Origin of the sequence: Streptomyces luteolus (genome assembly GCF_029968015.1) — a bacterium.
Taxonomy (GTDB): domain Bacteria; phylum Actinomycetota; class Actinomycetes; order Streptomycetales; family Streptomycetaceae; genus Streptomyces; species Streptomyces luteolus.
The window spans coordinates 1-9,016 of record NZ_JASCIS010000087.1 but is presented as its reverse complement, the minus strand read 5'-3'; the positions used below and the strand labels follow the sequence as shown (position 1 = coordinate 9,016).

Below are 9,016 nucleotides of genomic sequence, written 5' to 3'. Positions count from 1 at the left end.
AGGGAAGGCTAGTGGGAGTAGAGGGGAGTCAGCGAAGTGCGTCCCCTACGTCCCCTGCGTCCCCGCTTCAGTGGAGCTATCTCGACAGTCCCGCAGGGACTCATTGCCCAGCACAGTGAAGTCATGAGCTGGGCCTGATACGCCTGGTGTTTTCGGCAGAGTGAGTGAGAGCCACTGGGCAACGGAACTGAGAGCCACGTTGCTCCATGCGTGATGGTGATGGACTCGACGCAAGTTCACGATCGGCAATCGGAATGGAAGCCATCCCTATCGGGTGATGGGCGGCGACGTCGGGGTGGGCGGTGTGTCCGCGGTCGTGATCCGAGGGCGTGCCGGTAGCTGGATGTTCCCGGGCCCTGCTGTGCCGTGCCCCTGGCAGGCGCCGGACAGCAGGGCCCGTTGCGCGTGCGAGAGAGGGGGAGCGCCGCAGGGTGCGGTTGCTCCCCCTCCTGCTCTCTTGTGGGGGCAGGTTGTGACGTCAGGCCGCGGTGGTCAGCGGTTTGGTGCCAGGCCGGGGCGGGGTGGTAGTTGCGGTGCGCTTGGCGGTGTGGCGGCCGTAGATGTTGTTGGCGATGACTGCGCCGAGGGTGATGGTGACGCCGGTGAGTTCGGCGGGAGTGGGCTGGTGGCCGCGGATGGCTTCGATGGCGAAGGCGGTGATGGGGACGAGGTTGATGAAGAGCACACCGTTGGCGGGGCCGAGGGTGCGGGTGGCGTGGTTGAAGGCGAGGATCGCGATCGCGGTGGCGGGGATGGCCATGTAGAGGATCTGCCACCAGCTGGCGGTGTAGTCGGCGATGGAGGGTGTGGGTATCGCTCCGGCGAAGCCGGCACCGAGGGTGACCAGTGCGACGGTGAAGGTGCCCAGGACGGCGGTGACGGCGGTGTAGCGCAGGATGGACCAGGTGGGGAAGGCGGCGGCACCGGTGGTGTAGATCACCCATCCGACGACGCCGGCGAGGATGAGCAAGCCGCCGACGCCGATGCCGCCTGTGAAGACGGTGAGCGGGTTGCCGTTGCCCAGCACCGTGGAGACACCGGTCAGGGCGAGCAGGACCAGGCCGAGAGTGGGCAGAGAGGGACGCTGTTTGGTGCGGGCCCACATGACGATCACTGTGATCGCCGGCATGGTGGCCATGATCAGTGAGGCGGTGGGGGCCGGGGTGGACTGCAGTCCGACGTAGGTGAGCAGGTTGAACCCGGCGAACCCGAGCGAGCCGAGCCCCCACAGCTTGAGGAGTTGGCCGTCGGTGCGCAGAGCGGTGCGGCCTTCCACGAGGAGCAGGGCGACGACGAAGATCCCGGCGCCGAGTGTGAAGCGGGCCAGCGTGAGGTGGAAGGGGTCCAGGTGGCCGAAGGCGGACTTGGCGACGGCGAACATCCCGCCGAAAGCGAGTGCGGTGGCCAGGCCGCCGGCAGCGGCGACGGCAAGCTTGTGCCCAGCCATGGGGGAAGGGCTCCTCGTGGGCAGTGCAGTGTTCCAGGGCAAGTGTTCGCTGGTTGGCGAACACCTGGGTTAACGTATACGCGCGACCGAGAGTCAGTCAACGTGTGTTCGCCAACTAGCGAACACATGGGTTGATCAGGGAGAACACCGCTGTGAAGCCGCTCAGCCACCCCCGTGCCGAAGACATCAATATCTATGCCGTCCTTCATGCCTTGGCCGAACCGGCCAGGATGAAGATCGTGCAGACCCTGGCCGCTGCCGATGGGAGGCCGTGCGGGACCTTCGGAATCAACCTGAGCAAGTCGACGCTGTCCGCGCACTTCAAGGTGTTGCGTGAGGCCGGGGTTATCCGTCAGGAGACCGGCCCGGGCAACGCACGCCTGAACACCCTGCGCCGTGCCGAGCTCAATGCCCGCTTCCCCGGCCTGCTCGACTCCGTGCTGCAGGCGGTTGAGGAGAGCGATCCCGCGCTCGCGTCAGGCTGATCCGCGGCCTCGGCGGCTGAGGTCTCACCGAGTGCCGTGTGGACCCCGCTCGGTTTGGGTGGCCTGGAAGCAGTAGGACCGGGTGCCAGTCTGGATGAGTGTGCAGAGAGAGGTGATTCGGGCGGCGATGGGCGCGCAGAGCCGCGGGTCGTATCGCGTTGGTGATGAGCTCGTAGGCCACCGGCCGGATCGCGTCGGCCGTCGTCAGCCTCGGGCGCATCGCCGGCCGCTTGTCATAGCCGCGTGGTTGGGTGGCCGCATCCTTGAGGGAGGACCACGTGACTGATCTCAAAGCGGAGCTGCACCGCAAGCTGCAGGCAGGACGGGCCGGTCTGCTCTCCAAGCTGGAGGGACTCACCGAATACGACATGCGCCGACCCATGACACCCACCGCCACAAACCTGCTGGGCTTGGTCAAGCATCTGGCAGGTGTTGAGTACGGATACCTCGGCGAATCGTTCGACCGGCCGGCACCAGAGCCGCTGGCCTGGGTGGAGGACGGTTCAGTCTGGGAAGGCTCAGATATGTGGGCCAGGCCCGATGAGTCCAGCAAATACATCATCGGGCTCTACCAACGTGCCTGCGCGCATGCCGACCGGACCATCACGGATCTCGCACTCGAAACCCCGGGCCAGGTGGCGCACTGGCCCGAAGAGCGCCGGGCCACCACCTTGGGCGTGCTGCTCGTTCGCATGGTCTCCGAGACTGCCCAGCATGCTGGCCACGCCGATGTCCTGCGAGAGCTCATCGACGGCAAAGCCGGACCAGATCACGACGACTTCGGCGACGACGCCAAGTGGCAGCGGTATCACGCCCGCATCCAGGCGGCGGCCGACACCCACCGCGCTCAAGATTCGTTGAGACCGCCCGACCATCGATGAGACGGGACAGAAGACCCCGGCGGGGGCGTACAGGCCAGGGCGGTGGCCTCAATTGGCCTCGCGCAACTCCCGGCAAACATCCGCCGCCCTGGGGCGGTCGGCAGGGTCACGGCTCATCATGTGCTCTATGAGCGCGCCGAGGGCTCCTGGCACATTGATGGGCCGATGCGGCTTGTCCACGATCGCCTGCCGTTGCTCGGCGCGCGGCGCGTCGCCCGGATAGTCCACATGCCGCCAGCCAGCCGCCGAGATGAACAGGGCTGCTCCGAGCGCGTACACGTCGGCCGCCTGAGTCGGCGTGGCCGTGCCTGTCTCCAGGACGCTGCGTGAGATCTCCGGGGCCTCGTAGTGGACGAGGCAGCCGCGGAAGGGGAAGTCGTGTCGCTCGGGCACGGGCCCGCCGTCGGCCAGGGCGAGGTCGATCAGGTGGGTGCGTTCCGGGCCGATGATGAAGTGTGCGGGCTGTACGTCCCCGTGGGCCCAACCACGAGCGTGCAGTTCGGCAAGTGCCTTAGCGCAGCCGAGGGCGACGCTCGGCTGGACCGATGAGCCGTCGGTGCGACAGGGCTCCCAGATCCGGTAGAGGTCCGGGCCTTCACGCCAGGGCTGGATGTTCCACGTTCCGCGCTCCCACTCGCCGTACGTGACGCGCTCGGCGCCGAGACGATCAAGCACAGCGCCTTCACGTGCAGGGGCGAGAGCGGTCCAGGGCTGCGCATCCCAGCCGGGGCCGGCCTCGATCGGCCAGCCGAGCTTCACCGCAAACTTGCCGCGCCCGTTGGCCACTTCCCAGACCGTGGAGCCCCGGCGGTTGAGCACGAGGCGCCGAGTTACGGGGCTGAGCGCGTTGAGCACCACATCGGGCAGCTCGGGAATCGGATCGGACAACGTCTCTCCTTCCACGCGGGTGCGGCCAACCCGTCAGGCAGGTTGGCCGCACGTGCCGAGGGCTACGCCTGACCGTACGGCCGACCGCAGTCGGAGTCGCACTGGGCGGGGTTCTCACCGTTCACGGTCCAGAGGTCATCGAGGACCAGGAACCCGGCGGCTTTCATGGCGTGCGTCGAGGTCTGGACGGCCGCCAGCGTCCGACCACCTCCGCCGGGGCGCGGGTTGTGGTGCAGGAACCGCCCGGCGTGCTGCTGGCAGAAGTCCGCGTAGTCCTTGGTGTGCAGGACGAAGGCGTGGAGACCGTGGTCGACGTCGTCACTCGGCACCATTGGCACCGTGGCGACCGACGCCGTAGCAATGAAGGCGAGGGCCTGATCCGTGGCTCGCGCCGCGTAGTCGATGTCGCAGCCCTTCTCGTGTACGACGAGCCGGACGATGGTGTCGAACAGCTCCTCATCGACCAGGCTTCGACCGGTACGGAGGTCATTCGATACTGCGGTCATGCGGGGTTCCTCTCACGTAGGAGTGGTGCACTGCGCTTGCAACCCGCCCCGCGCGCCGTGGTCAGGCATGCACGAAATACGAGGCACGGGGCGGGAGTTCAGGAGTTTCCGGCGATACCGGAGATCAGGACGGTGATCACGGAGACCCAGACGATGAAGCCGAAGGCAACTCCGGCCAAGGTGCCGTCCTTCCACGCACGGCCCTCAGCGCGACTTCCGCGGGCACGTCCTGCCGGTAGAAGATCTCTGGGGCTCCTGCCTGTCATGTCTGGTCCTTGTCTGGGTGTGGGGAGTTGGGCAGCCCCTGCCGGGCTCTGGTGCGGCGGGGAAGCCGGGGTAAGAGACGCCCGGCAAGGGCTGGACTTGGAGATCCGCCAACCGCGACGACGACATACGGCGCGGGCGGGACCGGGTTACGCACTCAGGAGTGCATCCACGTGCTCCACGGGCGCGTGATGATCTCCCGATACGTGTGGTGCGAGGGATTGCGGCCGGAGTGTTCGAGCGTCCAGGACTGCGGCACCGACCAGTCCACGCCGGCCTCCGACGTCTCGTTGCATACGGCGCACTACATCGCGTAGGTGATCGGTTCCGCGTCCGGCTCGCAGTCGGGTTCGAGCGTCCATTCCCTATGTGCGACGAGCGATCGAGGCGCACTCACAGGGGCCTCTTCGCTGACCGTTCGTTCTGCACCGCCAGGCGGGCGCTGATCTCTTCACGGACCGTCAGGCGCGCGATCCTGTCGGGCCTGGCGTCCCACTCCCTGCCGCCGTTGAGCGGCCGGAGCTGGAGGTACGGGCCCTCACTGCCCATCACCACGCCAACCTTGCCGTTGTCCGAGTCTTTCACCAGTACGCCTTCGGTGACTTCCGTGGCGCCCGGCCCTCCGTCGGTGGTTGCCATGGAGAGAGCTTCGCGATGCGCGGGGTATCGCTGAAAGGCCAAGCCAGTTACCCAACTTGAGTAAACTCAGCGGTAAGTAGAGGCCCAGTAACGTTGCGTAGCCCTCGCAGTGAGGAGCCTGCCCAATGCCCGACGCTCACCGGCCGCAGGAACTGCCTGCCAGACTGCTCACCGACCCCGAGATGATCGACGCCTGCCGGGTACGGGACTTCGCCAGGGTCTTCCGGCTCATGAAGGTCAAGGCCGGCATCTATCCGTCGATGATCGCCAGGCGATGCGAGATGACTCCCAGTCGGATCGGTGAAGTCATGGCAGGGCGAGCCCAGTTGAGGCACATGGATGTGATCGAGCGCATCTCAGACGGCTTACGCATCCCCGGCCACATGCTCGGGCTCGCCCGACGAGCATGGGAGACGCCCCAGGCCCTCGCAGTCTCCGAGCGAAAGAAACCCCAAGCCGATGAGCCCGAAGGGGCGGCTCCCGCGTCCCTGCCCGGTCCCGACGTGGACAGCATCCTTGCCATGGCCGCTCGGACGAGTTTCGGCCCTGCCACACTCGAAGCCTTCCGGTCCTCCATCGAGGACTACTGGCGCAGGGACGACCAGCATGGCGGCGAGCCACTGAGGCCCGCCGTTGTCGGCCAACTCCGCCACGTGATCGAGCTGTTGAAGGAGAGCAGACCACCCTCCATCCAGAACGGCTTGTACGGAATCGCCGCCGAGCTGGCCCGCCTCACAGGCTGGACCTACTTCGACGCTCGTCAGTACAACCAGGCCCGCGCATACTTTGCCGAGGCGCTGCGGCTGGCCAAGGAGATCAACGACCGGTCGTTCATGGCCAACGTGCTGGCCTGTATGAGCTTGCAGGCGACATACCAGGACAAGCCCGCCGACTCCCTGGCACTCGCGACCGCCGCTCAGGACCAGGCACACTCAGCACTCGGCAAGACCCCACGCGTCCTGTCGATGCTGTCCATGCGGGAAGCCTTTGCGCACGCCACGCTGGGAAACCGGGACGATACCCACCGAGCCATCGGGGAAGCCCACCGCTACTTCGGGGAGATCCAGCCGGACGATGACGACCCGTCGTGGGTGTCTTACTTCAACGAACCGAAACTCATCGTGGACACGGGCATTGCCCACGGCCGACTCGGCGAAGCGGCGACCGCCGAGCCCTTGATCGCGGATGCTCTACAGCGCGAGGACCGTACGAATCAGCGAGGGCGCGCGTTCCACGCCTTTTGGCTTGCTCGTACGCAACTGGACCAAGGCAAGCTCGATCAGGCGTGCCGCACCGCCACGCAAGCACTGGAGACTGCGACAGCCGTCGCCTCCGAGCGTGTGTCAGGTCATCTCCGAGAGTTCTACGGCCAGTTGGCCCCACACGCACAGGAGCCAGTAGCTCTGGCCTTCGAGGCACGGATACGGGAACTCCACCCGCCGGTCAGCGGGTCGCTTCGTCCATGAGGAGGTACAGAACCCCGACCAGCGATCCGCTGCTGAGGATCTCGCGGCGGTCGACCATCCCGCGCAGCTCCGAGAGAGGAATCCACTCAATGCGGTCGGACTCGTTCTTCTCCGTGGGTGGCCCGTCGTAGGTCGCGCCATCCACGCGGAACACGTGGTGCTGGGAGTCGGTGATGCCGTTGGCCGGCTCGGCATAGATCAACGGCTTGATGGGCCCCGGACGCCAGCCCGTCTCCTCCAGAACTTCACGAGCCGCCGCTTCTTCGGGGGACTCCCCTTCTTCGACGAGCCCCATGGGCAGCTCCCAGGCCCACGAATCCGTGATGAACCGGTGCCGCCACATCATCAGGACTTCCTGGCGGTCATTGACCACCGCGGCCACGGCCAGGTGCCGGAGGCGGACGACGTGGTACTCCCACCTGCGGCCGTCAGGCTGTTGGACGTCGACCAGACACAGGTTCACCCACTTGTTGGTGTAGATCTGGCGCTCTCCGTGGGTCTTCCACTCCATACCTGCGGCCCCTCTCGCTCTGACCCCAGCATCCCAGAACGATCCAGGTTCGACCGCCGCGTTGAGGAAATTCGCGTCAGTGTGACGAGATGCGGGCAGGGGGGCGCTCTGCACCTCAGCACAGCGCCGGGCCTTGACTGCGGTGAGCGCCACGCCCCGAGCTGCTGGCGGTGTGGCGACGGTCAGGCAATTCCCCAAGATATTCATGATCAGCGTCAGGAATTTCCCACCCCTTCGGTCACGATTCCCCAGTGGGATGTTGACCGCCGTTGGTGCCGCTGAACGCGCTCACAGCAGCGGGTGTCCGCGTACTCGCCTGAGTGGTCGGGTGGCCCGGGGGTGAGATCCCCCGGGCCACCCGACCACGTTCACTTGTACGCCGACACCCCTCATGCCGATGTCAACGAGCATCGCGACTCTCCGTTACCACCGAATGAGAGACAGGGCCTTTGTGTCGATATCCCCTGAATCACTTCAGGTTGTCACAGAGGGGGACGTCCGCCCCGAGATCCGACGAATGCTGCGTGATCGTCCTCTGATACGCGAGAACTGCTTCGACCCGGTTACGCACCTGTAGCTTAGTCAGCGTGTGTGACACGTGGCTTTTCACGGTTGTCGCCGTGATACCCATGCGCTGCGCGACCTCTGGTGTCGACAGACCAGCAGCCAGGTGAGATAGCACCTCGAACTCCCGGTCAGAGAGGTCCAACAGGCGTTGTGCCGCATCGGGCTTCGTGGTGAAACGGGTCTTGAAACGTCCTCCCAGGCCTGTCGGAAAGAGTCCACAGGAGTCGAGTTCCGAGTTAACGAGGGTGTAGCCGACTGCCGCGGCACTGATCGCAACCACGAGCCGGTACGGATTGGCATCTTTGGTGACCAGCCCGGCCGCGCCTGCTGTCAACGCCGAGCGGATTTCCTCCGCCTTCCAGTGGGGGCTCAACAGTACGACTCGCATGCCTTTGCTGGTAAGCGTGCGCACTTGATCACTTATGTCGACACCGGGGCTGATCGACCAAAGAACCACTTCCACCCCGTCGAGCCGCCATTCACGCAAAGGCCGTGCAGCATCGACGGCAGTGACGGACAGCACCATGCCACTGTCCCGAAGTGTGGTTCCTAGGACATGACGGGACAAGGGGTCACTATCGGCTACCAGGACCGCAGGACCTGGGGGGCGCCCAAGTCTGCCTCCGGTTTCCCCTGCGGCCCGAAGGCTTGTGAAGCTGCGTGAATTCGTGCCCTCTACCATTTCGCCCCCAAAATTCTCGTATACGGGTTTGGAGCAGCGCCTGTCGGGCGGGCGTAGCTGGGCACAGCTACCCGGCGGGTTGCTTCATCGCAGCGGGGGCCTGATGGCGTCTGACACCCGCTCCGTGGCCGTGAGAGTGGCGTGCCGAAGCACTGCCGAGCCTGCCGGGATGAGTGCTGTCTGGCGGCAACTACCGCTGGGCAGCGCGTAGATCACGGACTGCATGCGCGCTTCGTGACGCTTGCTCGCACGGGGCCCTCTCTGCCAGCTTTGGGTGAGTCGAAGCCGTAACCCCAAACCCTGCTCGCCGTGGTTCCAACCGATCGCTACCGCAATCCCATGCAGGAGACGGTTTCGCGGACTGCCGTACGCCCCCTCCCGGATGACGTCGACGCCGTGGCCCGCCGCCATACAACGGGGGCACAGAGCGCGTGTGTCGCGGCTGGCACCTCGGACGGATGGATCTCAATGAGTGCGTGCCGACATTGCCACGCCCCGAAGAGTCTCCTATTCCTGGATCGGGAAGTCTCTAAAGACCGAGTAAACGGTCATGCAAGTTCCGTCATGTTGATGAGCAGCGGCTGAGCAGCCAATGGATGCCAATCGAGCGTTACAGCTGCAAGGCGCGGCGGGAAGCCGGTTGTGTCCAACAGCTGGTACTGCCAGGCGCTATCGATGAA

At 65.6% G+C, this 9,016-nt stretch carries 9 protein-coding genes and 1 pseudogene; 3 read left to right on the top strand and 7 right to left on the bottom strand.

Translation table 11 applies throughout. The annotated features are described in order from the left end of the window. Positions 1-478: 478 nt before the first annotated feature. Positions 479-1,447 carry a DMT family transporter gene (locus QIT00_RS38280; RefSeq protein WP_282540124.1) on the bottom strand — a complete coding sequence of 323 codons (969 nt, stop codon included), beginning with the start codon at positions 1,445-1,447 and terminating at the stop codon, positions 479-481. A gap of 152 nt (positions 1,448-1,599) precedes the next feature. On the opposite strand from QIT00_RS38280, the gene QIT00_RS38275 reads away from it, so the two are divergent. Both QIT00_RS38275 and QIT00_RS38270 read left to right on the top strand, forming a co-directional pair. Further along, positions 1,600-1,932: an ArsR/SmtB family transcription factor gene (locus QIT00_RS38275; protein ID WP_282540123.1), complete on the top strand. Its 333-nt coding sequence runs from the start codon at positions 1,600-1,602 to the stop codon at positions 1,930-1,932. A 278-nt stretch (positions 1,933-2,210) separates the two neighbouring features. Then, the gene (locus tag QIT00_RS38270; RefSeq protein ID WP_282540122.1) at positions 2,211-2,813 is read left to right on the top strand and encodes a DinB family protein; all 603 of its coding nucleotides are present in this window, start codon (positions 2,211-2,213) and stop codon (positions 2,811-2,813) included. A gap of 48 nt (positions 2,814-2,861) precedes the next feature. Here the strand turns inward: QIT00_RS38270 and QIT00_RS38265 are convergent, their stop codons facing one another. From QIT00_RS38265 to QIT00_RS38250, 4 genes and pseudogenes are all read right to left on the bottom strand, one after another. Further along, positions 2,862-3,701 carry a protein kinase family protein gene (locus tag QIT00_RS38265; protein ID WP_282540121.1) on the bottom strand — a complete coding sequence of 280 codons (840 nt, stop codon included), beginning with the start codon at positions 3,699-3,701 and terminating at the stop codon, positions 2,862-2,864. Between the two features lie 62 nt (positions 3,702-3,763). Then, positions 3,764-4,207, bottom strand: coding sequence for a glycine-rich domain-containing protein (locus tag QIT00_RS38260; protein ID WP_282540120.1), 444 nt, complete (start codon positions 4,205-4,207; stop codon positions 3,764-3,766). Positions 4,208-4,628: 421 nt separating this feature from the next. Further along, positions 4,629-4,868, bottom strand: a pseudogene (locus QIT00_RS39170) (DUF7848 domain-containing protein). Further along, positions 4,865-5,110 (bottom strand): hypothetical protein, encoded by a 246-nt coding sequence (locus tag QIT00_RS38250; protein ID WP_282540119.1) that lies wholly within the window; start codon positions 5,108-5,110, stop codon positions 4,865-4,867. The pseudogene QIT00_RS39170 and the gene QIT00_RS38250 overlap by 4 nt, the downstream one beginning before the upstream one ends. A gap of 125 nt (positions 5,111-5,235) precedes the next feature. Between QIT00_RS38250 and QIT00_RS38245 the strand changes: the two genes are divergently transcribed. After that, entirely contained in the window at positions 5,236-6,576 is a 1,341-nt protein-coding gene (locus QIT00_RS38245) for a helix-turn-helix domain-containing protein (protein ID WP_282540118.1), read from the top strand. Here the strand turns inward: QIT00_RS38245 and QIT00_RS38240 are convergent. Together QIT00_RS38240 and QIT00_RS38235 are read right to left on the bottom strand one after the other, a co-directional pair. Beyond that, on the bottom strand, positions 6,554-7,087 hold the full coding sequence (locus tag QIT00_RS38240; RefSeq protein ID WP_282517207.1) for an NUDIX hydrolase: 534 nt from the start codon (positions 7,085-7,087) through the stop codon (positions 6,554-6,556). The two genes, QIT00_RS38245 and QIT00_RS38240, sit on opposite strands and share 23 nt — an antisense overlap. Positions 7,088-7,556: 469 nt before the next feature. After that, complete coding sequence (locus QIT00_RS38235) at positions 7,557-8,336, bottom strand: response regulator transcription factor (protein ID WP_282540117.1); 780 nt, start codon at positions 8,334-8,336, stop codon at positions 7,557-7,559. Positions 8,337-9,016 lie beyond the last annotated feature (680 nt).